The organism is Mycolicibacterium bacteremicum (assembly GCF_002086115.1).
GTDB classification, from domain to species: Bacteria; Actinomycetota; Actinomycetes; order Mycobacteriales; family Mycobacteriaceae; genus Mycobacterium; species Mycobacterium bacteremicum.
Genome location: NZ_MVHJ01000009.1, coordinates 83636 through 106416, shown reverse-complemented (window position 1 = coordinate 106416; position 22781 = coordinate 83636). Strand labels below are relative to the sequence as shown.

20 protein-coding genes are annotated in these 22781 nt (G+C 67.6%); 8 read left to right on the top strand and 12 right to left on the bottom strand.

The features are described from left to right. The first annotated feature begins 18 nt into the window (after positions 1 to 18). Positions 19 to 1287, top strand: a complete 1269-nt coding sequence (locus tag BST17_RS12945) for a sugar ABC transporter permease (RefSeq protein ID WP_407937747.1) — start codon at positions 19 to 21, stop codon at positions 1285 to 1287. A gap of 24 nt (positions 1288 to 1311) precedes the next feature. Here the strand turns inward: BST17_RS12945 and BST17_RS12940 are convergent, their stop codons facing one another. Continuing rightward, a complete protein-coding gene (locus BST17_RS12940) occupies positions 1312 to 2589 on the bottom strand; it encodes a 13E12 repeat family protein (protein WP_083058696.1) in 1278 nt (425 codons plus the stop codon). An 86-nt stretch (positions 2590 to 2675) separates the two neighbouring features. On the opposite strand from BST17_RS12940, the gene BST17_RS12935 reads away from it, so the two are divergent. Beyond that, entirely contained in the window at positions 2676 to 3500 is an 825-nt protein-coding gene (locus BST17_RS12935) for an alpha/beta fold hydrolase (RefSeq protein WP_083058438.1), read from the top strand. Here BST17_RS12935 and BST17_RS12930 read toward each other — a convergent pair. Beyond that, positions 3466 to 4650 (bottom strand): aminotransferase class I/II-fold pyridoxal phosphate-dependent enzyme, encoded by a 1185-nt coding sequence (locus tag BST17_RS12930; RefSeq protein ID WP_083058436.1) that lies wholly within the window; start codon positions 4648 to 4650, stop codon positions 3466 to 3468. The two genes, BST17_RS12935 and BST17_RS12930, sit on opposite strands and share 35 nt — an antisense overlap. A gap of 26 nt (positions 4651 to 4676) precedes the next feature. Between BST17_RS12930 and BST17_RS12925 the strand changes: the two genes are divergently transcribed. Continuing rightward, a complete protein-coding gene (locus BST17_RS12925) occupies positions 4677 to 5228 on the top strand; it encodes an isochorismatase family protein (RefSeq protein WP_083058434.1) in 552 nt (183 codons plus the stop codon). A gap of 57 nt (positions 5229 to 5285) precedes the next feature. Here BST17_RS12925 and ipdE2 read toward each other — a convergent pair whose 3' ends face one another. The 4 genes from ipdE2 to fadD3 all read right to left on the bottom strand — a co-directional run bounded on the left by ipdE2 (position 5286) and on the right by fadD3 (position 10090). Continuing rightward, positions 5286 to 6221: an acyl-CoA dehydrogenase IpdE2 gene (gene ipdE2, locus BST17_RS12920; RefSeq protein ID WP_083058433.1), complete on the bottom strand. Its 936-nt coding sequence runs from the start codon at positions 6219 to 6221 to the stop codon at positions 5286 to 5288. Continuing rightward, positions 6218 to 7174 carry an acyl-CoA dehydrogenase family protein gene (locus BST17_RS12915; RefSeq protein ID WP_083058431.1) on the bottom strand — a complete coding sequence of 319 codons (957 nt, stop codon included), beginning with the start codon at positions 7172 to 7174 and terminating at the stop codon, positions 6218 to 6220. Before BST17_RS12915 ends, ipdE2 begins: the two co-directional genes overlap by 4 nt. A 224-nt stretch (positions 7175 to 7398) precedes the next feature. After that, entirely contained in the window at positions 7399 to 8541 is a 1143-nt protein-coding gene (locus BST17_RS12910; protein ID WP_083058430.1) for an acyl-CoA dehydrogenase family protein, read from the bottom strand. A 1-nt stretch (position 8542) separates the two neighbouring features. Then, entirely contained in the window at positions 8543 to 10090 is a 1548-nt protein-coding gene (fadD3, locus tag BST17_RS12905; protein WP_083058428.1) for a 3-((3aS,4S,7aS)-7a-methyl-1,5-dioxo-octahydro-1H-inden-4-yl)propanoate--CoA ligase FadD3, read from the bottom strand. A 47-nt stretch (positions 10091 to 10137) separates the two neighbouring features. Between fadD3 and ipdE1 the strand changes: the two genes are divergently transcribed. The 4 genes from ipdE1 to fadA6 all read left to right on the top strand — a co-directional run bounded on the left by ipdE1 (position 10138) and on the right by fadA6 (position 13936). After that, a complete protein-coding gene (gene ipdE1 / locus BST17_RS12900) occupies positions 10138 to 11319 on the top strand; it encodes an acyl-CoA dehydrogenase IpdE1 (RefSeq protein WP_083058426.1) in 1182 nt (393 codons plus the stop codon). After that, on the top strand, positions 11319 to 12107 hold the full coding sequence (gene ipdF / locus BST17_RS12895) for a (5R,7aS)-5-hydroxy-7a-methyl-1-oxo-2,3,5,6,7,7a-hexahydro-1H-indene-carboxyl-CoA reductase (protein ID WP_083058425.1): 789 nt from the start codon (positions 11319 to 11321) through the stop codon (positions 12105 to 12107). The genes ipdE1 and ipdF overlap by 1 nt, the downstream gene beginning before the upstream one ends. A 68-nt stretch (positions 12108 to 12175) precedes the next feature. Beyond that, positions 12176 to 12766, top strand: a complete 591-nt coding sequence (locus tag BST17_RS12890; RefSeq protein ID WP_083058423.1) for a TetR/AcrR family transcriptional regulator — start codon at positions 12176 to 12178, stop codon at positions 12764 to 12766. A gap of 21 nt (positions 12767 to 12787) precedes the next feature. Beyond that, a complete protein-coding gene (gene fadA6 / locus BST17_RS12885) occupies positions 12788 to 13936 on the top strand; it encodes a steroid 3-ketoacyl-CoA thiolase FadA6 (RefSeq protein WP_083058422.1) in 1149 nt (382 codons plus the stop codon). Here the strand turns inward: fadA6 and BST17_RS12880 are convergent. Both BST17_RS12880 and BST17_RS12875 read right to left on the bottom strand, forming a co-directional pair. Continuing rightward, a complete protein-coding gene (locus BST17_RS12880) occupies positions 13933 to 16635 on the bottom strand; it encodes a molybdopterin-dependent oxidoreductase (protein ID WP_083058420.1) in 2703 nt (900 codons plus the stop codon). The genes fadA6 and BST17_RS12880 overlap by 4 nt on opposite strands. Next, positions 16632 to 17456 (bottom strand): FAD binding domain-containing protein, encoded by an 825-nt coding sequence (locus BST17_RS12875; protein WP_083058418.1) that lies wholly within the window; start codon positions 17454 to 17456, stop codon positions 16632 to 16634. Before BST17_RS12875 ends, BST17_RS12880 begins: the two co-directional genes overlap by 4 nt. 85 nt (positions 17457 to 17541) lie before the next feature. Between BST17_RS12875 and BST17_RS12870 the strand changes: the two genes are divergently transcribed. Further along, complete coding sequence (locus BST17_RS12870) at positions 17542 to 18894, top strand: guanine deaminase (RefSeq protein ID WP_083058417.1); 1353 nt, start codon at positions 17542 to 17544, stop codon at positions 18892 to 18894. Here BST17_RS12870 and hpxO read toward each other — a convergent pair. Genes hpxO through BST17_RS12850 form a run of 4 tightly spaced genes read right to left on the bottom strand, consistent with a single transcriptional unit; the run spans position 18875 to position 22768 of the window. Then, complete coding sequence (gene hpxO / locus BST17_RS12865; RefSeq protein ID WP_083058415.1) at positions 18875 to 20044, bottom strand: FAD-dependent urate hydroxylase HpxO; 1170 nt, start codon at positions 20042 to 20044, stop codon at positions 18875 to 18877. The genes BST17_RS12870 and hpxO overlap by 20 nt on opposite strands. Before the next feature lie 2 nt (positions 20045 to 20046). Further along, positions 20047 to 20364 (bottom strand): hydroxyisourate hydrolase, encoded by a 318-nt coding sequence (gene uraH / locus BST17_RS12860; protein ID WP_083058693.1) that lies wholly within the window; start codon positions 20362 to 20364, stop codon positions 20047 to 20049. Positions 20365 to 20372: 8 nt separating this feature from the next. Next, positions 20373 to 20870 carry a 2-oxo-4-hydroxy-4-carboxy-5-ureidoimidazoline decarboxylase gene (gene uraD, locus BST17_RS12855; protein ID WP_083058414.1) on the bottom strand — a complete coding sequence of 166 codons (498 nt, stop codon included), beginning with the start codon at positions 20868 to 20870 and terminating at the stop codon, positions 20373 to 20375. Continuing rightward, entirely contained in the window at positions 20867 to 22768 is a 1902-nt protein-coding gene (locus BST17_RS12850) for a PbuX/PucJ/PucK family nucleobase permease (protein WP_083058412.1), read from the bottom strand. The genes uraD and BST17_RS12850 overlap by 4 nt, the downstream gene beginning before the upstream one ends. Positions 22769 to 22781: the final 13 nt, after the last annotated feature.

Sequence of the window (22781 nt, the reverse complement as noted above, 5' to 3'; positions counted from 1 at the left end):
GAATCCGAGATGACCACTATGAGCTCGAAACCGACGGGCAGCCTGGCCGATTCGGACTTCGCCGGCGATGCCCGCGCCGACGTGACCTTCGGTGCCGCGGTGCGCGGGTACCTGCAGCGGGTACGTGGCGGGGACATGGGTTCACTGCCTGCCGTCCTCGGCCTCATCGTGCTGTTCGTGGTGTTCGGGTTGGCCAACGACCGCTTCCTGTCGGCGCTCAACCTGGCCAACCTGATCACCCAGGCGGGCTCCATCTGCGTGTTGGCGATGGGCCTGGTCTTCGTCCTGTTGCTCGGGGACATCGACCTGTCCGCGGGTGTCGCCGGCGGCGTGTCCGCGTGCGCCATGGGGCTGATCATCGTCAACCAGAACTGGCCGTGGTGGGCGGCGATCCTCACCGGGATCCTCTGCGGAGCACTGATCGGCCTGGCGATCGGTCTGTTGCGCGCCAAGCTGGGCATCCCGTCGTTCGTGGTCACCCTTGCGTTCTTCCTCGGATTGCAGGGCGTCACACTGAAACTGATCGGTGAGGGCGGCTCGGTGCGGGTCGATGATCCGGTGATCCGCGGACTGACCATCAGCAACCTGCCGGTGAACATCGGATGGGCGGCCGCGGTGGTGGTCGTGCTCGCCTTCGCCGGCATCGAGTTCTACCAGTACCGTCGCAAGGCGGCGCTGCAGTTGGCGAATGCGCCGCTGGGGGTCGTCGCCGCGCGGGTGGGAACTGTCGCGGCGGTCATCCTCGGTGTCACCTACATCCTGTCGGTGAACCGCAGTGTCAACGCCGCCAACGAGATTCGGGGCATTCCCTATGTGCTGCCGCTGATCCTGGTGCTGCTGGTCGCGCTGACGGTGGTGTTGAAAAGGACCTCCTACGGCCGGCACATCTACGCGGTCGGGGGTAACGCCGAGGCCGCCCGACGGGCCGGTATATCGGTGGACCGCATCCGCGTGTCGGTGTTCGTGGTCTGCTCGTCGCTGGCGGCGTTGAGCGGAATCATCGCGGCCTCATATGCGGGAAAGGTGTCGGCGGCGTCCGGTGCCGGTAACACGCTGCTCTACGCCGTGGGTGCCGCGGTGATCGGTGGCACCAGCCTGTTCGGCGGCAAGGGCCGGGCGATCGACGCCGTCATCGGCGGGGTGGTGGTGGCGACCATCGCCAACGGGCTCGGGTTGCTGAACCAGTCGTCCTACATCAACTTTCTGGTCACCGGCGGAGTCCTGTTGCTCGCGGCGAGTGTGGACGCGATTTCCCGGCGCAGGCGGTCCTCGACCGGTCTGGGCTGACGGCCGGGCGACGCCGGCAATGGATCACGCGGCGTCGAATCTGACGATGTCGATGCTCAGCCCGCCCTCGATGACGCTCACCGATCGCAGCGGTGGACCCGGAAGTGGCGGCGCCGTCGACCGGTAGACGGCACCGGTGGGAGTGGTGTACTCGGCGGTGTGTCGGCCGTCGACGACTGCGGTGCGCACCGACCAGCCCGCAGCCTCCTTGGCGTAGTTGCACGCCTCGCATTTCCCGAGGCCGTTCTCAGCGCTGGTCGGACCACCTGCCCGGGCCGGTTTCGCGTGGTCATGGTGGCGGATAGGTGCATCGCAATACGGTGTGCGGCACGTTCGATCCCGCAGACCGAGGAATGTGGCCAATCCCTTCGGGAAGAGACGTGCCCGTGACTCCATGGCCACCAATTCACCGGACTCTGGGTGGCGGTACAGCCGGCGCAGTGTCGAACGCAGCTCCGGGTTGGCGGCCTCGGTGACCAACCCTCGGGCGAAACCGGCTGGCACCGGACCATATCCGGCCACCCACGCGGGAGCGTCGTCATCACCGGCCAGGGTGGTATCGGCCATCACCAGACCGAGTGTGACGGGCACCGGCCGGTCCGCAGGGCGCCCGGTCACCCGTTCCACGACGGTATCGGCCATGACCTGGCCGCGGGTGCGGCCGTCGAATGTGGTGTCGGCGTTGCGTTTCAACGCGGCGTACACCGCGATCCCCTGCGCGACCGGCAACAGCACGGTGACATAGGCCATGGTGTCCGGGGCGGGGCGGATGGTGACGCAGCGGTCCCCGGCGGCCTTGGCCGAGCGTGCGACGACCGCGGCGGCGTCCAGTCCGGCGGCGATGCGCTTGGCCTCGGCCTCCACTCGGGCGTCGCCCCAGCCCTGCAGCCGGGCCGGTTCGGCACACAACTCGGTATCGAGGCGGCGGCGATCGGCAACGTCCAGGCATGCGGACTCCCGCACGATCAACGTCGCCCGCCACTCCGACAGCGTGCCGGACTCCAAAGCCGCCAGTGTGTATGGCATCTCGTGTACCAGCGCATGCGCGAATCCGAGGTGTCGACCGCCCCTCTTGGGGGATTCGTGGCGCGCCAGGGCCACCTCGGCGGCGAGTCCCCGGCCGCGTTTGGCTGACGCGACACCGGCGACCGCCTCGGTTGCGCGGCGTTTGGCCGACCACAGCGCGGTGGCGCGCGCCTGCGCGGCGGCGGCTGCCGACTTCATGCGCTCGAAGTGCTCGACCTGGGCCCGCAGCTCCTCCTCCGAGGACCGCGGATCCACATCGAACAAACTTTCGATCACGTTGCCGATGTTACCGGGTGGCACCGACAACAGATGGAGGCCAGCAGGAACGACATCAGGCGGCAGTCCGGGCAGGCTCATCTGACATGAGCACCCTCATCACCAAGGACGGCACGCAGATCTTCTTCAAGGACTGGGGCGTCGGGCAACCCATCGTCTTTAGTCATGGATGGCCGCTGTCATCCGACGACTGGGACAATCAGATGCTGTACTTCCTGTCCCAGGGTTACCGGGTGATCGCGCATGACCGACGCGGCCACGGACGGTCGGCGCAGACGCCCGACGGGCACGATCTGGACCACTATGCCGACGACCTCGCCGCCCTGACCGAGCATCTCGACCTGCGCGAGGCCATCCACGTCGGGCACTCCACCGGTGGTGGTGAAGTGGTGCGCTATCTGGCCCGCCACGGCGAGAGTCGGGTGGCCAAGGCAGCGCTGATCAGTGCGGTACCGCCGTTGATGGTGCGGACCGAGGCCAATCCCGAGGGGCTGCCCAAGGCCGTGTTCGACGACCTTCAGGCGCAACTGGCGGCCAACCGCTCGGTGTTCTACCGGACCCTGCCGGAGGGACCCTTCTATGGGTTCAATCGACCTGGTGTGCAACCCGTTCCGGCGATCGTCGACAACTGGTGGCGTCAGGGCATGATGGGTGACGCGTTCTCGCACTACGACGGTATCGTGGCCTTCTCTCAGACCGACTTCACCGAAGATCTGTTGAAGATCACGGTGCCCACGCTCGTGATGCACAGCCGTGACGACCAGATCGTCCCGTATGTGGCATCGGGTCCGAAATCGGCCGGATTGTTGCAGAACGGCACACTGATCACTTACGAGAACTTCCCGCACGGAATGCCGACGACACACGCGGATGTGATCAACGCGGACCTCTTGGCGTTCCTGAAGTCCTGAGCCACGGCCCCATCCGGTCCAGCGCGGTGCTGATGTCTGTTGCCGCCCCGGCGAAGGACAGCCGGACGAACGACCCGCCGTGCACGGTGTCGAAATCGACTCCGGGGGCGATCGCCACCCCGGTGTCGGCCAGCAGTCGGGCACAGAAGTCCAGGGAGTCGGTGGAATACGCCGAGATGTCGGCGTAGACGTAGAACGCGCCGTCGGCCGGCGCCAACCGGTCCAGTCCGATGGCGGCCAGACCGGTCAGCAGTAGCTCGCGGTTCAGGGTGTACTGCTCGACCAGCGCATCGGCTTCGGCCAACGCGGCCGGGTCGAACGCGGCGACGGCGGCGAGTTGCGGCAGCGTCGGAGGACAGATGGAGAAGTTGCCGGTCAGCCGGTCGACGGCCCGGCGCAGCGGCTCCGGTACCAGCAGCCAGCCCAGCCGCCAGCCGGTCATCGCGAAGTACTTCGAGAAACTGTTCACCACAATGGGATTGCGTGAGGTCTGCCATGCACAGGAGGTCGCCGGCGCCCCCGGATACTCCAGTCCGTGATAGAGCTCGTCGCTGACCAACTGCACCCCGTTGGCATCGCACCAGGACACGATGTCCGCCAGCTCGTCGGCCGGGATGATCGTGCCGGTCGGGTTGGCCGGGCTCGCGATGATCAGTCCCCGCACCGGCGGGTCGAGGGCCTCCAGCATCGCCGTCGTCGGCTGGAAGCGGGTCTGCGGGCCGCACGGTATCTCGACCACCTCGCACCCGAGCGCCGACAAGATGTTGCGGTAGCACGGATAGCCCGGGCTGGTCACCGCGACGCGGTCCCCGATGTCGAAGCAGGACAGAAATGCCAGCAGGAAGCCGCCGGTCGACCCGGTGGTGATGACGACGGCGTCTGGGTCGACATCGATCCCGTGTTTGGTCCGATACGACCCGGCGATCGCCGATCGCAGCTCGGGGATGCCCAGTGCCACGGTGTATCCGAGATTGTGTTCGGCGAGTGCCCGGGCCGCCGCGGCCCGGATCGGCGCGGGTGCCTGCGCGCTGGGCTGGCCCGCGGACAGGTTCACCAGATCACCATGGCTGCGTTGGCGCTCGGCCGCGGCCAGCCACACGTCCATCACATAGAACGGTGGTATCCCGGCTCGCAGGGCTTCAGTGCTCATCGAATCCAGGCTAGTCTGCGGTCATCATGACCACGCTGGAAGATCGCCCGCACAGTGCCGTGCTCGTCGTCGACGTCCAGGATGTCGTGGTGGCCGGGGCCGTCCGGCGCGACCAGGTCGTCGCCGCCATCGGCAGACTTGTCGACCGGGCCCGGGCCCGCAGCATCCCGGTGGTCTGGGTGCAGCACAGCGATGACGAGCTCCAGCGGGGCAGCGCCGGCTGGCGCATTGTCGAGGAGTTGACCCGCGATACCGCCGAGCCCCTTATCGAGAAGAATCATGGCGACGCGTTCGAGGCAACCGATCTGGAGGACGTGCTGGGCCGGTTGGGCGTCGGCAGGCTGGTGGTGGCCGGCGCCGCCAGCGACCAGTGCATCCGCTCGACCATCCACGGTGCGTTCGCCCGCGGCTATGACGTCACGCTCGTCGGTGACGCGCACACCACCAGCGATCTCACCGAGTGGGGCGCACCGCCGCCCGATCAGGTGATCGCGCATACCAACCTCTACTGGGCGCATCAGACGGCTCCCGGCCGCACCGCCGCGGTCGTCGATGCCGATGAGGTCGACCTCGGTTAGAAGGCGCCTGAAACACCTCGGCGGCGAGCCGCCTAAAACACCTCGGCGGCGAGCCGCCTAAAAGACCTCGGCTTCCAGCCGGCGCAGATGCTCGCGCGGCGGACCGAGCAGCTGCGCACTGCCGTGCGCCCGCTTGAAGTACAGCTGGATGTCGTGTTCCCAGGTGATCGCGATACCGCCGTGCAGCTGCACTGCCTCGGCGGCCACATCGGTCAGAGCCTCGCTGGCGAAGACCCGCGCCAGCGACGCCGAGACCGGTGACGGATCGGCGATGGCGTCGTAGATGACCGCCCGCGCCGTCTGCACCTTGACGTACAGATCGGCCATCCGATGTTTGAGCGCCTGGAAGCTGCCGATCGGCCTGCCGAACTGCACCCGGTCCTTGGTGTAGGCGACGGTCAGGTCCAATGCCCTTGCTGCGGCACCGATCTGCTCAGCGGCCAGCAGGAGCGCCGCGGTATCGGCCAGGCCGGGATCGGTTCCCAGCGCGGTGGTGTCTCCGGCGGTCACCGCGGACAGCCGCCGGGTGAGGTCCATCGTGGCGTGCGGCTGTACGGTGACGTTCGTCCACCGGGTGAGATCGACTCCGTCGGCGGCGATCACGACATCGGCGATGTCACCGTTGACGACGTAGTCCGCATCGAAGACGACGGTGCCGATGGAGGCACCCTCGGCCAGGCCCTCGAGCGGCTCGTGCACACCGGCGTGCAGCAGGGCGAGCTCGGCCAGTGTGGTGCCCAGCAGCGGTGTGGGCACCAGTGCCTTACCCAGTTCTTCGAGGACGACGGCGGCGTCGGCCAGTTCACCGCCGGCCCCGCCGAGTTCCTCGGGCACGACGAGCGCCGCGGCACCGACCTGTTCGCACAACAACTTCCACAGTGATTCGTCATAGCCACGCTCGGACTCCATGGCGGCACGAACGGCCTCGGGGTTGGCGTGCTTGTCGACCAGCGCTGCGACGGTCTCCTGCAGGAACTTGCGTTCTTCGGTCACGACAGTGCCTCCAACACTCGACGACGGTGCAGGGTCGGGTCACCCCAGGCCGAGCGCAAAGCCTGCACCCGCAGCAGCAGCAGCGACAGGTCGTGTTCCTGGGTGAAACCGATGGCACCGTGGGTTTGCAACGACGACCGTGCCGAGAGCAACGCGGCGTCGGCGGCGGCGACCTTGGCGGCACTGACATCGCGGGCGGTGTCCGGCGATCCGTCGGCAAGGGCCAGTGCGGCACCGTGGACGAGAGGTCGGGCCATCTCGACCGCGATGTGCACATCCGCCAACTTGTGCTTGATGGCCTGGTAGGAGCCGATCACCCGGCCGAACTGGGTGCGCTGCTTGGCGTAGGCAACCGACAGATCCAGCATCGCCTGCCCGGCACCGATCAGCTGGGCGGCGGTGGCCAGCACCCCGAACTCGTAGGCGCGCGATGTGTCGGCGGCCTGGCCGTCCCCGGAGGCGGTGACCTCGAACAGTGTTCGGGTGGGGTCGACCGAGTCGTGCCCGGCGCCGGCGGCTGCCGCGGCGACCTGACCGTCGCCGGCAAGCAGTGTCAGTCCGGCGAAATCGGCGTTGACGGCGTAGGGCACCTGCGGCGGCAGCGCCGCGGTGACGATGAGCTCACCGGCGGCCAGCTGGGTGGACCGCTCGTCATCGGCGAGCAGGATCGGTGCGACCGCGATGGATTCGGTGACCGGCCCGGGCACCGCCCAGTAGCCCAGCCGTTCCAGCGCAACCACCAGATCGATCGGCTGCGCCTCGATGCCGTCGAACTTCTCGGCCACCAGCAGGGCGGTCACGCCCAGATCGGCCAGCTGCGACCACACCTTGCGGCCGGGAGCGGTGTCGCCGTCTGCCCAGGCGCGAATGGCCGCAGGAACGTTCGCCGCGCCGAGTGCGGCGTCGATGCTCGACGCGAAATCGCGCTGCTGTTCGTCTATCTCGAAGTTCATGTCTCGGCTCCCACTCGCTCCGGTCCTTGCTCGTTCCTCGCTGCGATCCTCACTCGTGCTCGCCTTCGAAGTTCATGTCTCGGCTCCCACTCGCTCCGGTCCTTGCTCGTTCCTCGCTGCGATCCTCACTCGTGCTCGCCTTCGAAGTTCATGTCTCGGCTCCCACTCGCTCCGGTCCTTGCTCGTTCCTCGCTGCGATCCTCACTCGTGCTCGCCTTCGAAGTTCACTTGGCCTGTCCCTTCGGCTCCCGGGGCAGACCCAGCAGTCGCTCGGCAATGATGTTGCGCTGGATCTCGTTGGTGCCGGCATAGATCGGTCCACCGAGCGCGAACAGCAGACCCTCGGTGGTGTGGTCGACGATCTCGGCGTCGGCGCCCTGCAGGTCCAACGCGGTCTGGTGCAGCGCGACATCCAGATCCGACCAGAACACCTTGGTCACCGAGGATTCCGCCCCGAGCTCACCGCCGCCGGCCAGCCGGGTGACGGTGCCGAAGGTGTGCAGGCGGTAGGCCTGCGCCTTGATCCAGGCGTCGGCGACACGGTCGGTGAACACTGGGTCCGGGTTCGCCTTCCACTGCGCCACCAGCCGTTCGGCGGGTGCCAGGAACCGGGCCGGGCTGCGCAGCGACATGCCACGCTCGTTGCTCGAGGTGCTCATCGCCGCGCGCCAGCCGTCGTTGGCCTCGCCGATGACGTCGGCGTCGGGGACGAAGACGTCGTCGAGGAAGATCTCACCGAAGCCGGTGTCGCCGCCGAGTTGGGCGATCGGGCGCACCGTGATGCCGTCGGCGTGCAAGTCGAACATGAAGTAGGTCAGGCCCTTGTGCCGCTGGGCCTGCGGGTCCGAACGGAACAAGCCGAAGGCCCGCTCCCCGAACGGTGCGCGGGAACTCCAGATCTTCTGCCCGTTGAGCAGCCATCCGCCGTCGGTGCGGGTGGCCGTGGAGCGCAGTGAGGCCAGATCGCTGCCCGACTCGGGCTCGGACCAGGCCTGGGCCCAGATCTCCTCGCCGCTGGCCATTTTCGGCAGTACCCGGTCACGCTGTTCCTCGGTACCGTGTGCGAACAGCGTCGGTGCCAGCATCGAGGTTCCGTTCGCGCTGGCCCGGCCCGGGGCCCCGGCGCGGAAGTACTCCTCCTCGAACACCACCCACTGCAACAGCGTGGCGTCGCGGCCGCCGTACTTCTTCGGCCACGCGATGACCGATAGCCCGGCATCGAAGAGCACCTTGTCCCACACCCGGTGCTGCTCGAATCCCGCCCGGGTGTCGTAGGACTCGGTGGGAAACGAATCCCGGTTCGCGGCCAGGAATTCACGGACCTCGTGGCGGAAGGCCTCGCTGTCGTCGTCGAAGGTCAGATCCACCTCAGCCCCTCCCGTCGATCTCACGCAATGTCGGTTTGACCACTTTGCCTCCAGGGTTACGTGGCAGCACATCGAGGAAGACCACCGAACGGGGCACCTTGAAGTTCGCCAGATGGGCTCGGGTGTGGGCGATGACGGCCGCCTCGTCGAGATCGGCGCCGGGTTTGGCCACCACGAAGGCCTTGCCGACCTCGCCGAGGCGCTCGTCGGGTACCCCGATCACGGCGGACTCGGACACCCCGTCCAACCGGGCAAGCACCTGTTCGATCTCCGCGGGGTAGACGTTGAAGCCGCCGCAGATGTACATGTCCTTGAGGCGGTCGGTGATGGTGAGATTGCCTGCCTCGTCCAGCTTTCCGATATCGCCGGTGTGTAGCCATCCGCCCTCGTCGATGGCGGCCGCGGTGGCTTCCGGGTCGTCGAGGTAGCCGAGCATCACATTGGGTCCACGCAGCAGCACCTCGCCGGATTCGTCGAGGCGCAACTCGAAGTCGGCGATGGGTCTGCCGCAGGTGGTGGCCACCGTGACGGCACTGTCATCGGCGCGGCACATGGTGCCGAAGCCGGCGGCCTCGGTCAATCCGTATGCGGTCAGCACGATGTCGATGTCGAGTTCGGACTGCATCCGCTCGATCAACACGACCGGCACGACGGCAGCCCCGGTCACCGCGAACCGCAGTGAGGACAGGTCGTATTCGGCGCGGCGGGGATGATCCAGCAGCGTCTGGTAGATCGTCGGCGGGCCGGGCAGCACGGTGATTCGGTGCTCCGCGACGGCCTGCATCGCCTGCTCGGGGTCGAACGTGAGCAGCGGGTACAGCGTGGCTCCGGTCTGCAGGCACGCGAGAATGCCTGCCTTGTATCCGAAATTGTGGAAGAACGGGTTGATGCACAGGTAGCGGTCGGCACTGGTGAGCTGTCCGCACGCGGCCCAGGCGGCCGAGGCATCCAGTGACTGCCGATGCGCGCACCGCACACCCTTGCTGCGGCCGGTGGTGCCGGAGGTGAACAGGATGTCCGATACGTCGTCGGGGCAGACTGCGGCGGCGCGGGCGTCGACGGCATCCAGGTCGACACCGCGCGCGACGAATTCGTCCCAGGTGCCGTCGTCCTTGTCGATCGGCACGCGCACGATGTGCCGCAGGGCCGGCAGTGCGTCGCGATCGAGCTGGGCGGTGCGGTCGGCGCCGAGGAATTCGCCCGCGGCGATCAACAGCGGCGCCTGGGTGCGGGCCAGGATGTCGGCGGCCTCGCTGGCGGTGTAGCGGGTGTTCAACGGGACCATGATGGCGCCGGCGTAGTGGGTCGCCAGCGCGGCGACGACCCAGTGCCAGGTGTTCGGCGACCAGATCGCGACGCGGTCGCCCGCCTGCACGCCGTGCTCGATCATCGCCGCGGCGGTGCGCCGGACCTCCTCGCGCAGCTGCCCGTAGGTGAGCCGCTTCGACGCGCCGCCGGCAACCGGACCCGTCACCAGCGCGTCATGATCGGAAAACTGCACGGCAATCCGGTCCAGCACCGCCGGGACGGTGTGCGGGTCGCTCGTCATTGATGCTCCTCTAACAAAGCAAGTGCTTGGTAGGTTAGCCTACAAGGGTGATTGCGGTCGAGGAGTTCCGGGCCGAGGTCCGGCAGTGGCTCGCCGACAACCTCGTCGGTGAATATGCAGCGCTCAAGGGCCTCGGTGGTCCCGGACGTGAGCACGAGGCCTTCGAGGAACGTCGCGCGTGGAACCAGCACCTGGCGGCGGCGGGACTGACCTGCCTGGGCTGGCCCGAGGAGCACGGTGGGCGCGGACTGACGGTCGCGCACCGGGTGGCCTTCTACGAGGAGTACGCCAAGGCCAACGCACCGGACAAGGTCAACCACCTCGGTGAGGAACTGCTCGGCCCGACGCTCATCGCCTATGGCACACCCGAGCAGCAGCAGCGCTTCCTGCCGGGTATCCGCGATGTCACCGAGCTGTGGAGTCAGGGTTACTCCGAGCCCAACGCCGGCAGCGATCTGGCCAACGTGTCGACCACCGCCCAGCTTGTGGGGGGCGGTGACGGGGCGAGCGCAGCAACGGGGGATCAACACTGGGTGATCAACGGGCAGAAGGTATGGACCTCGCTGGCGCACTGGGCGCAGTGGTGCTTCGTGGTGGCGCGCAGCGAGAAGGGGTCCAAGCGGCACGCCGGGCTGTCGTTTTTGCTGGTGCCGCTCGATCAGCCGGGGGTGCAGATCCGGCCGATCATCCAGCTCACCGGCGACTCCGAGTTCAACGAGGTGTTCTTCGACGATGCCCGCACCGAGGCCGCGCTGGTCGTCGGGGAGCCCGGTGACGGCTGGCGGGTGGCCATGGGTCTGCTGACCTTCGAGCGTGGTGTGTCGACGCTGGGCCAGCAGATCCGCTATGCCCGTGAGCATTCCAACCTGGTCGAGCTGGCCAAGCGCACCGGCGCCGCCGACGATCCGCTGATCCGGGAGCGGCTGACCCGGTCCTGGACCGGTCTGAAGGCGATGCGGTCCTACTCGTTGGCGACCATGGACGTCGAGCAGCCCGGCCAAGATAACGTGTCGAAGTTGTTGTGGGCCAACTGGCATCGCGAGCTCGGCGAGATCGCCATGGACGTGCAGGGCACCGCCGGACTGACGCTGGACGACAAAGAGTTCGACGAGTGGCAGCGGCTCTACCTCTTCTCCCGCTCGGACACCATCTACGGCGGGTCCAACGAGATCCAGCGCAACATCATCGCCGAGCGCGTGCTCGGCCTACCCCGAGAGGCCAAGGGCTGATGAGCCTGTCAGAGGTACCCGAAGAGATTTCCGGACACGGACTCCTGCAGGGGAAGGTGGTTCTGGTCACCGCGGCCGCGGGCACCGGGATCGGTTCGACCACCGCGCGCCGGGCGCTGCTGGAGGGCGCCGATGTGGTGGTCTCGGACTTCCACGAACGGCGGCTGAACGAGACCCGGGAAGACCTGGCCGCGCTGGGACTGGGCAAGGTCGACGCGGTGGTCTGTGATGTCACCTCGACCGCGGCCGTCGACAACCTGATCACCGAGACCGTGCAGCAGGCCGGCCGGCTCGATGTGCTGGTCAACAACGCCGGCCTCGGTGGGCAGACCCCGGTCATCGACATGACCGACGACGAGTGGGACCGCGTCGTCAACGTCACGCTGACCTCGGTCATGCGCGCCACCCGGGCCGCGCTGCGCTACTTCCGCGACGTCGACCACGGCGGCGTGATCGTCAACAACGCCAGTGTGCTGGGTTGGCGTGCGCAGCATTCGCAGTCGCACTATGCCGCCGCCAAGGCCGGTGTGATGGCGCTGACCCGTTGCAGCGCAATCGAAGCCGTCGAATACGGAGTGCGCATCAATGCGGTGTCACCGAGTATCGCGCGGCACAAGTTCCTGGAGAAGACGTCGTCGGCCGAACTGCTCGACCGCCTCGCCGGGGATGAGGCATTCGGTCGGGCCGCCGAACCGTGGGAGATCGCCACCACCATCGCGTTTCTGGCCAGTGACTACTCCAGCTACCTGACCGGCGAGGTCATCTCGGTGTCCAGTCAGCGGGCCTGAGCGACACCTCGGCAGCTACCGGCCGAGTCCGTTCGACCTAGCAAGTGCTTGGTTGGTACGCTGTGCCAATGACGCAGCCGGCCACCCGCCGCGACGAGCTCCTCCAGCTCGCCGCGACGATGTTCGCCGAGCGCGGCCTCAAGGCGACCACCGTCCGCGATATCGCCGACTCGGCGGGCATCCTGTCCGGCAGCCTGTATCACCATTTCAAATCCAAGGAGCAGATGGTCGAGGAGGTCCTGCGGGACTTCCTGGACTGGCTCTTCGAGCGGTACCAGCAGATCCTGTCCTCCGAATCGACACCGCTGGACCGGCTCACGGGCCTGTTCCTGACCTCGTTCGAGGCCATCGAGCACCGGCACGCGCAGGTGGTCATCTACCAGGACGAGGCCAAGCGACTGAGCGCGCTGGATCAGTTCGGCTTCGTCGACGACCGTAACCGCGAGCAGCGCAAGATGTGGGTCGACCTGCTGCACGAGGGTGTCGCCGACGGCTCGTTCCGCCCCGATCTGGACGTCGATCTGGTCTACCGCTTCATCCGGGACACCACCTGGGTTTCGGTGCGCTGGTATCAGCCCGGCGGACCGCTCACGGCCGAGGAAGTCGGCCGCCAGTACCTGGCCATCGTTCTCGGTGGCATCACCACAACACCTGAGTAACCGAACGAATGGAGTCCCCTCATGGCTGAGGCGTACGTCATCGATGCCGTCCGCACCGCGGTCGGCAAGCGCAACGGGTCACTGGCGGGCGTGCACCCCGTCGACCTCGGCGCCGCCGCGTGGCGCGGACTGTTCGACCGCAACGACGTCGACCCGGGCGCGGTCGACGACGTCATTGCCGGCTGCGTGGACGCCGTCGGTGGACAGGCCGGCAACATCGCCCGATTGTCCTGGCTGGCAGCAGGATTCCCCGAGGAGGTCCCCGGGGTGACCGTCGACCGGCAGTGCGGATCCAGCCAGCAGGCGATCTCCTTCGGCGCGCAGGCCATCCTGTCCGGCACGGCCGACCTCATCGTGGCCGGCGGTATGCAGAACATGAGCCAGATCCCGATCAGCTCCGCGATGATCGTCGGCAAGGAGTTCGGCCACACGTCGCCGACCAACGAGTCCAAGGGCTGGCTGCACCGCTACGGCGATCAGGAGATCTCGCAGTTCCGTGGCTCCGAGATGATCGCCGAGAAGTGGAACCTTTCGCGTGAGGACATGGAGCAGTATGCGCTGACCAGTCATCAGCGCGCCCAGGAGGCCATTCGCGCAGGCTATTTCGAGAACGAGATCATCCCGGTGGACGGCTTCGTCACCGACGAGGGGCCGCGCGAGACCACGCTGGAGAAGATGGCCGGTCTCAAGACCCTCGTCGACGGTGGCCGCCTGACAGCCGCGATGGCCAGTCAGATCTCCGACGGCGCCAGCGCGGTGCTGCTGGCCTCCGAAGACGCGGTCAAGGCCCATGGCCTCACGCCGCGCGCCCGCATCCACCACATCAGCGCACGCGGCGCCGACCCGGTGTACATGCTGACCGGCCCGATCCCGGCCACCCACTACGCGCTGGAGAAGACCGGGCTGTCCATCGAGGACATCGACACCGTCGAGATCAACGAGGCGTTCGCGCCGGTGGTGCAGGCCTGGCTCAAGGAGACCGGCGCCGATCCGGCCAAAGTCAATCCCAGCGGTGGCGCGATCGCGCTGGGGCACCCCCTCGGTGCGACCGGTGCCAAGCTGTTCGCCACGATGCTGAACACCCTGGAGCGCACCGGCGGACGCTACGGCCTGCAGACCATGTGTGAGGGCGGCGGCACGGCCAACGTCACCATCATCGAACGGCTCTAGCCGTCCGCGGAGCGCAGTTCGCGCCAGATCCGCGCCGGTGTCATCGGTAGCCGACGCATGCGCGCGCCGCATGCGTCGGCGATCGCGTTGGCCAGTGCCGGCGCGACCGGGTTGTACGGGGATTCACTCATCGACTTGGCGCCCAGCGGCCCCAGCTCGTCATAGGTGTCGGCGAAGTACACCTCGGTCACCGGAACGTCCGCCAACTGCGGAATGTGGTAGTTGCGCAGCGTGGTGGTGGTGACCGCACCGTCCGGGCCGATCTGGATCTCCTCGAACAGGGCCGAGCCGATCGCCTGCGCCACACCACCTTCGACCTGACCGCGGCACTGCTGCGGGTTCATCACCGCCCCGGCGTCGGCGGCCTGGACCGACTGCAGGATCTCGACCGCACCGGTCTCGGTGTCGACGGCCACCCGGAACGCCTGCACGTTGAACGCCACCGACCGCGGCGTGCCGTCATGGGCTGCCGTGCGGCTCATCGGTGTCGGCAGCGACCCGAAATCCACCAGTCGCTCACCGCACTGGACGCCGTTGCGGCCCAACATGCAGTCGGCCGGCGTGCATCCGGTCAGCTCGGCCGCCGCGGCCACCAACGCGGCACCGAGCTGCCTGCTGGCCAGCAGCGTGGCCCGGCCGGCCACGACGGTTCCCGCCGACCCGAACGCGCCGGTGTCGTAACCGGTTGTGGTGGTGTCGGATTGGCGGACCACGATCTGCTCGGGCACCGTATTCAGTTCGGTCGCGGCGAGCTGGGTGTGCACCGTGGTGGTGCCGTTGCCGAACTCGGTGGTCCCCACATCGAGGGTGTACCTGCCGTCGGCATCCACGGTCACCGTGGCCTCGGCGAAGTGTCCGCGCGGCGGGATGGTGGCGATCATCGCGATGGCCATCCCCGTACCGACCGCCCACCCCGCGGGCGCGGTCCGGCCGTTGCCGGCACGCAGTGCTGCCTGGGCCAGGTCCAGGCACTGATCCAGCCCGTAACTGCCGAAGGTCAGATCATCGTCGAGCACATGGGAATCGACGAACGGATCACCGGGGACGATGACGTTGCGTCGCCGGAACTCGAAGGGATCGATGTCCAGCCGCGCCGCCAGTTCGTCGACGGCCGACTCGACGGCGAACATGACCTGACCGAGCCCATACCCGCGGAAGGCACCGGACGGCAGATTGTTGGTGTAGACGGCCTGGGCATCCACCCGCTTGTTCGGACTCCGGTAGACGGCAATGGATTCGCCGCACCCGTGGAACATCACACCGGGGCTGTGATTGCCGTAGGCGCCGGCATCGACGAGCGCGTCGACCGCCAACGCGGTCAGGACACCATCGGCATCGGCGGCCACGGTCACGTCAACCCGGAACGGGTGCCGGCACGGTGCCACCGTGAACTGATCGGTCCGACTGAACTCGTAGCGCACCGGTTCACCGAGGCGAAGCACCGCCAATGCCACCAGATCCTCGGTCAGCATCTCCTGCTTACCGCCGAAGCCGCCACCGACCCGACGGGTGAACACCCGCACCTGTTCGGCGGTCAGGCCGAACAGGTGGCACAGCTCGTCGCGGACCAGGAACGGAACCTGCGAGCTGGTCCGGATCACGAGGCGCCCGTCCGGGTCTCGCCATCCGGTGCAGCCGTGCGTCTCCAGATGCGCATGCTGGACCCGCTGGGTCTGCCAGCGGCCACGCACCACGGCACCACCGCCGGACACGGCGGCCTCGACACCGGCCGCCACGGAGCCCACCTCGCCGTGCAGTTCGGCGACCAGGTTGCCGGCCGGATCGCAGATCCGTGCCTCCGGGCCCTTGTCGGCGTGCAGCAACGGCGCCCCGGGTGTCCGTGCGACATCCGGGTCGAAGACGGCGGGCAGCACCTCGTAGTCGACGATGATCGCCCGGCAGGCCTGTTCTGCGGTACCGAGGTCGTCGGCCACCACGGCGGCCACCCGCTGACCGATGAACCGCACGGTGTCATCGAGGATGGCGGTGTCATCGGGATCGTCACCGCGTACTTCGTGGCGGGCCGTCGAGAAGCGTGCCGGCGGGCTGTCCTCGTGGGTCAGGACCAGCCGGACACCGGGGATGCACCGGGCCGGCGCGGTGTCGATGGATCGGATACGGGCGTGCGGGACGGGACTGTGCAGGACCGCCATGTGCAGCAACCCGGTGGGGGCATCGTCCATGGTGTACTGCTCGGTGCCGGTCACCACCCGGATACCGGCGGGGGCACCGATCGACCGGCCCACGTCACCCCCGCCGGACTTCTCGGTGTTGGTGACCCCGGCGATGGCATCGGTGATGGCCCGGTAACCGGTGCACCGGCACAGGTTGCCCTTCAGATGCTGAGGCAGATCCGCCAGTTGCTCCGGGGTCAGAGCCGAGACGGTGGTGACCATGCCCGCGGTGCAGAACCCGCACTGGAAACCCGCGGCCTCGACAAAACGCCATTGCACCGGATGCAGGTCGGCGCCCGTGCCCAACCCCGCGACGGTGGTGATCTCATGTCCGTCGGCGCGGAAGGCCGGAAATATGCAGGAGTGCACCGGATCTCCGTCCACCAGGACCGAGCAGGCACCGCAGTCGCCGGCGTCGCACCCCTTCTTCACTTCGAAGTGCCCGTGCTCGCGTAGGTAGGTGCGCAGGCACTGGCCGGGGCGCGGGTCATCGCTACAGGCGGCGCCGTTGATCGTCAGCTTCATGACAGCTCATCGCGTATCTGTTCGGCCAGGACCGCTGTCACCGCCCGCCGCCAGTCCGGGTCCCCGTGTGCGTCGCGGGTGATGTCCTGCTCGGGGATCCCGGACAGGGCGTCGCGCAGATCGCCGGCACCGGGTGGCCCGGCGAACCGGAACACGTATGGGCGCACGGTGGTCGCGGTGACCGACAACACGAACTGTCCCGTGACGTCTCGCCGACCGATCACCACGGCGCCGGAGCGGCCCAACGGGGACGGGGCAAGCTTGCGATAGGCCGTGCGCGAGCGCAGTGCGGCGCCGGGCAACCGGACCGAGCGCAGCAGCTCACCGGGCCGCAGCACGTTGACAGCGTCTCCGGTCACGAAATCGGCGACCGGGACGTCATAGTCGGTGCCATCGGGACGCCACACCGTGACTGTGCCATCGAGCGCGGAGGCCAGCGATATCACCGAGCCGGCAGGAAACGACAGGCAGATGTTGCCGCCGACGGTGGCCGTCCCCCATACCTTGAATGAGGCGAGCAGCGCGGTGCAGCACTGCGCGAACAGCGGTGCGGCGGTCCAGTCCGGATGTGTGATCGGCAGCTTCTCGGACAACCCGCTCAGCTCGGCGAGCGTGCAGGTTGCGGACAGCTCGATACCGTCCCCGGTGAATATGACCGCGGGCCAGCCCAGTTGGGTGATGTCCACCAGGCGCGACACGGCGGGCTGCGGCTCCGAGAACAGCCAGGTGCCGCCGGCCAGGATGGCATCGGCGGGCCCCAACGGCCACACGTCTTCGCGGCGGGCGGGGACCCGCACCGCCTCGACGGTGTTGAGGTCCATCTGTCGACCGTAGTCGCCATCGTCCTCGCGCGCAGCACGAGATCGCCGAACTGCACAGTGGCGCAGACACTGTGACAATCAGCTCATGCGTGTGTATCGCGGACACCTGATCCACATCGGTGGTGCGCCACGTCTGGCCGAGGCGCACCACCACCTGGTGAGTGTGCCCGACGGTGCACTGGCAGTGGATGAGAACGGAACCATCGCCTTCAGCGGCCGGCACGATCAGCTACCGGCGACGCTCGCCGGCGCCGATGTGGTGGATTGCCGCCCGGGCTTCCTGCTGCCGGGGTTCATCGACACGCATCTGCACTTCCCCCAGACCCACTGTGTCGACTCCTACGGTGGCGGTCAACTGCTGGACTGGTTGCAGCGCTGCATATTTCCCGCCGAGGCGCGGCTGGCGGACACGGACTACGCGCGCACCGTCGCACGGGACTTCTGCCGGCGTCGCATCGCGGTCGGGACCACGACGGCCCTGGTCTTCGGATCGGCGTTCCCCGATGCCCAGGACGCCTTGTTCGAGGAGGCGTGCCGTACCGGTCTGCGCACCATATCGGGCCGGGGCATACAGACGGTGGGTCCCGCGGCGGCAATGCCGCTGCTCACCGATGACGCCACCGCAATCGAGCTGACCGACAACGAGATACGACGATGGCACGGTGCCGCGGACGGGCTCGTCGCGGTGGCCGTGGTGCCGCGGTTCGCGTTGTCGGTGACGGCGGCGACGCTGCACGCCCTGGGTGAGCTCTACGACGCGGTGCGCGGCTCGGGCGTCTACTTCCACACCCATCTCTGCGAGAACATCGGTGAGATCGAGGCTGTTCGTTCAGATTTCGGGGTGCAGCATTATCTGGACACCTACGATGGTCGGCTCACGGGCGGTGGCCGCTCCCTGCTGGGCAGGCGCAGTGTGTTCGCGCATGCCGTGCACTGTTCCGATCACGAGCTCGGCCGGCTCGCCGAGACCGGCAGCTCGGTGGCGCACTGCCCGACATCGCAGCTGTTCCTCGGTTCGGGCACGATGCCGTGGCGGCGGACCACCGCCGCCGGCGTCAATGTGGCGCTGGGGACCGATGTGGCGGCCGGCGACGAGTGGTCGATCCCGCGGGTGCTCAACGACTGCTTCAAGGTGCACATCAGCGAACCGGTGGGGCAGGACCTCTCGATACCGCCCGCCGAGCTGCTGTTCACGGCGACCGTCGCTGGCGCCAGGGCGCTGGACATGGAGGAGCGGGTCGGCAACCTCGACGTGGGTAAGGAGGCCGACTTCGTGGTGATCGATCCTCGACGTCAACCGATGCTGCCAGCGGTGTTGGCGCCCATCGATCCCGACGACTCGCACCGGTTGTTGTTCACCCTGCTGTTGAGCATGCGCGAGGAGGCAGTCGACCAGGTGTTCGTGCGCGGTCATCGGCTCACGACGGCACCGGGGTGAGCGGCCCACCGAGGATGTTCCCGACGATGCCGCGGATGACGTTGGTGCCGTCCTCGGTGCGCAACTCGTCGTACCACCGGGCGGTCAGTTCCGGATCCTTGGCGTGGGTGACATCGCAGCGCTTGCGGGCCCGGAGCACCAGATCGCCGGCCCGCTCGGTGCGAGCGGCCTGATACGCCGCGAGGGCGGCGTGCACATCGTCCGGGTGATCCTTGAACGCCCATTGCAGCGCGATGGCGTCCTCCATGGCCGAGCATCCACCCTGTCCGATGTCCGGTGTGGTGTTGTGCGCGGCATCGCCGAGCAGCGCCACCCGGCCCTTGACCCAGGTGTCGAACGGGTCGAGGTCGAGGATCTCGACCCGATTTGTCGTCTCGGGATCCAACGCCTCGATCAGGGTCTGCACCCCGGGGGCCCAGCCGGCGAAGTGCTCCCGCAGCACCTCGCGCGCGGTCCCGCGTCGATAGGGCAGACCCTGCTCGACGACGACGTCGAAGAAGAAATAGAAACGGCCGTCCGACACCGGCATGACCGAGACGCGTTTGCCGTCGGCGACATAGGTGGTCCACTCGGTGGCCGAACCGATCGCCTCGTCGGTGTGCACCAGCCCGTTGAAATTGACATAACCGGCGTAGCGGCGGGTCGCCGGGGTGCCCAGCACGTACTCGCGGGTGATCGAACTGGCTCCGTCGGCGCCGATGACGGCATCGGCGGTGACGACCGAGCCGTCGGCGAAGGTGACCGTCGCGGCGTCGGGACCGTCGCTGACCCCGACCATCTTCCTGCCGAAGTTGATGTCGTCGAGTCCGTATGCTCGCATCAGCATCATCTGCAACTCGGCCCGCGCAATCGGGTAGGGACGCTGGCCGACCTCCTCGATCAACGGCTGCATCGAGAACCGGCACATCGTCTCGCCGGTGTGTCCGTCGATGTAGCTCATCGTCTCGAGCATTCCGCCGAGACGCTCGGTCTCCTCGCGCAGTCCGAGGTAGTTCAGGCATTTGACCCCGTTGGACCACACCGAGATGGCCGCTCCGACCGGCTTGTTCTCGGTGACGCGTTCGTAGACGGCCGTCTCGATCCCGATCTGGCGCAGCGCGATTGCCGCGCTCAACCCGCCCATGCCCGCGCCGATGATGGCGACCTTCACGTTCAGCTCCCTCGGTAGGTGGAGTATGCGTACGGGGACAACAGCAGCGGCACGTGGTAGTGCCCGGACAGTTCGGTGATCTCGAACGCGATCACGACCTCGGGATAGAACCCGGCGAGTCCCTCGGCGGCGAAGTAGGCCGCGGTGTCGAAGTGCAGCCGGTAGACACCGGCCGCGAGTTCTCCACCGAGTCCGGCGATTCGGCCGTCGGAGTCGGTGACGCCGTCGGCCACCGCGGTGCCCGCTGCGGTCAGGGTGACGGCCATCCCGATGGCGGGCCGTCCGGTGGTGGCGTCGAGAACATGCGTGGACAGAGTCATGTGCCCCATCATGTCGGCTCGCTCACCAGTCGCTCCAGCCGTAGCCGGTTGATCTTGGCAAGCTCGTTGCGCATCACCCGCCGTTCGGTCTCGGCATCGTTGTCCAGGCGGTCGGTCAGAATCTCCAGCAACTCGTCGGCAGAACGACCGCTGGCGCACACCAGATAGACATAGCCGAACCGGTCCTCGTACTCCCTGTTCCGCTCCGCCAGTGCCGCTTTGACCGCATCGGTGGCATCGGCGACCCGGGCCTGCTCGCGTGCCGAGGACGGGTTGTCCGCCTTGGCGCCGATCCGCGGGTGACCGTCGAGCGCGGCATCGATCTCGGCGTCGGGCAGCTCGGCGAGAACCCGGTCTGCCCGGTCGTAGAGGGCGTCGGCGTCCCGGAACGGCGAGCCGGCCAGCACCCGTCGAGCCCAGATGGTCGAGGAGCACACCTCGAACAGCAGATGCATCCGCTGCCGCTCGGACAGTGCGTTGAAATTGTCGAGCCCGATCGCCTTCACGAGAGTTCGTTGAGCCTGCCGAACCGCGCTGCAGCAATGGGATTGGCGTCGGCGACCAGATCGGTGAACCGGTAGTTGGCGATCTTGGCCACCTCGATCAACGCATACGCCCGCTCGGTGGCCGCGGAGTTGTCCATCCGTGACCAGCCGTTGCGCAGCACCCGGTCGAAACGTTCCGTCTCGCGCGCGCAGATGATCAGGGGGAAGCCGAAGTGTTCGCGGTAGGCCGCCGCCAGACCGACCACGTCCTGATGGTCGTCCTCGTCCAGATTGCTCAGCGCCACATGGTCGACCGCGAGCACCTGCCCGGTCTCGTCCTCGGCACCCAGATCGGGGAACGCGTCGAGCAGTTCCTGCTGCTGTTCGCTGTTGCCGGTGAGCACCGCATCCTGGAAGGCCTCGCGCAGTGCCGCGGTATCGGTGAACGGGCGCTGGTCGAAGGCGCGGTCGGCGGCCCATCCGACGCCCTGCACCACATGCCCGAACACCTCGGTGAAGCGCTCCCGGGTCATGGTGTTGACCTCGTCGAGGGTGATCGAACCCGAGCCGGCCACCCGCGGTCCCTTCTTGCCGAGGTGGAAGAACACGATGTTCAACGCGATGGCGGTGATGGCACCGGTGCTGATACCGCTGCCGAACAGGATGTCCAGCCCGGCGGGCAGTGTCGAGGAGATCGCCGGATAGGAGGTGACCAACAGTGCCAGTGCCAGGCTGGTGGTCACGATGATGACATTGCGGTGATCGGTGAAGTCGACCTTGCCCAGCGTCTGGATGCCGACGACCGCCACGGTCGCGAACAACGTCAGCGCCGCACCGCCGAGCACCGGGTTCGGGATGGACGCCACGACGGCGGCGACCTTGGGCAGGAACCCGAGCAGGATCATGATCGCGCCGGCCGCGGCGACCACCCACCGGCTCTTCACCCCGGTGAGCCGGACCAGACCGACATTCTCGGAGAACGCGGTATAGGGAAACGAGTTGAAGACGCCGCCGATCGTGGTGGCGACACCGTCGGCGCGCAACACGTTGCCGATGTCGGCGGGCCGGACCCGCTTGCCGACGATCTCCCCGGTCGCGATGGTGCTGCCGGTGGACTCGACCGCGATGATCATCATCACGATGATCATGGTGACGATGGCGATGATGTCGAACTTAGGCATGCCGAACGCGAACGGCGGCGTGAACCCGAACATGGCGGCCTCGCCGACCCGGTCGAAGTTCATATCGCCCAGGGCGTAGGCCACCGCACAGCCGGCCACCAGCCCGAGCAGCACGGCGATGGTCGACATGAAACCGCGGAAGAACCGCTGGATGGCGACGATGACCGCAACCGTGCCCAGGGCGTAGAGCACCCAGCGCAGGTTGCCCGGATCCGGCTCGTGGGTGGCGGGATCGGTCACCGCGTCCAGTGCACCGATCGGCACCAGACACAGGCCGATGATGGTGATCAGGGTGCCGGTGACCACCGGCGGGAAGAATTTGAGCAGCCGGACGAACACCGGGGCGATCAGGAAGGTGAAGACACCCGCGACGATCACCGCGCCGTAGACGTAGAGCAGGCTCTCCGTGCCACCGCCGTGCGCCAGGCCGATCGCGATGATCGGCGCGACCCCGGCGAAGGTCACCCCCTGCAGCAGCGGCAGCCGCACGCCGATGTTGCGGAACCCGACCGCCTGGATGATCGAGGCGATGCCGCAGGTGAACAGGTCGGCGGTGATGAGCATGACCAGTTCGGCCGAGGACAGGCCGATCGCGTTGGCAATCAGGATCGGGACCAGCACCGCACCGGCGTAGAACGCCACCACGTGTTGGAAGCCGTAGGTGGCCAGCTTCGGCAGCGGCAGCACCTCGTCGACCGGGTGCACGCGCTTGCGCTGACTTCGTGTGGGTGCCGACATGCGGTTCAGAATC